Source organism: Arhodomonas sp. KWT (assembly GCF_010993615.1).
In genome coordinates this window covers 1-958 of record NZ_WNXE01000639.1, presented here as the reverse complement: position 1 = coordinate 958, position 958 = coordinate 1, and the positions used below count along the sequence as shown (strand labels likewise).

The 958-nt window shown below is 68.0% G+C and carries 1 protein-coding gene and 1 pseudogene; both read right to left on the bottom strand.

Features of this window, described 5'->3' with window-relative positions:
- On the bottom strand, window positions 1-614 hold a 614-nt coding region (locus G7A99_RS21350), incomplete at its 3' end, for a diguanylate cyclase (RefSeq protein WP_163143925.1).
- Window positions 615-619: 5 nt separating this feature from the next.
- A pseudogene (locus tag G7A99_RS21345) lies at window positions 620-958 on the bottom strand (hypothetical protein); the annotation flags it as partial.

The window sequence follows — 958 nt, the reverse complement described above, 5'->3', positions numbered from 1 at the left end:
TCGCCGGCCTGGTGGCCGAAGGTGTCGTTGATGCGCTTGAAGTGATCGATGTCGAACATGATCACCGACAGCGGCAGGTCGTAACGGCGTGCGCGCTGGTATTCGGTGGCCAGGCATTCCTCGAGGTGGCGGCGGTTGGAGATGCCCGTGAGCGGATCGCGGATGCTCATCTCCAGCAGCCGGGCCTGGGCGTCCTGGAGCTGCTGCTGGTAGACCGCCGTGTCGGTGACGTCCATGACCGTGACGCAGATGTGCTCCACCCGCTCGTCTTCCGGCCCGGCCAGGGGCAGGAAGGTGCAGTCCTGGTACATCGACTTGGGCCCGCCGGTGACCTGGTGCGGGTTGTCGAAGCGGAACAGCCAGGGCCGCTCCGTCCACGAGCTGAACGCCGCCTGCCGGGTGTAGGCGACGCTGCGCAGCTTCGCCGAGAACCAGTCCTGCGGCAGTTCGGGGAACACCTCGCAGAGGTCACGCCCCTTGATCCACGCCGCCGTGTGGCCGCTGTGCATCTCCATGAAGTGGTTCCACAGGCGCACCCGGCGCTCGCGGTCGACGATCACGACGCCGATGTTGAGGGCGGTGACCAGGTTGTCGAGGAGGACGTATTCGGGCATGGCCGTCAGCCCAGCCCGTCGAGGATGCGGTCGACGGCGTGGCGCATGGTCTCGATGCTCTGTTCGGGCATGAGCAGCAGCAGGTGGCAGGCGAAGCCGCGGGCGTCCAGCCGGAAGTTCACCTCCAGCATCAGCGCCTGGTCCCAGATGAGGTCCTCGGCGTTGAGCAGCCGCGCGACCGGCGACCCCATACTCATGATGGCCGGCCGCCCCAGCGAGAGGCGGGTGGCGGTGTGCTCGCCGAGGCCGCGCAGGACCGAGCCGAGCAGGATGTTGCTGACGTCGAGCAGCAGCTCGCGCTCGACCGTCTCGTCCACGCTGTCGTGGCCGAGCAGGTCCGCCAG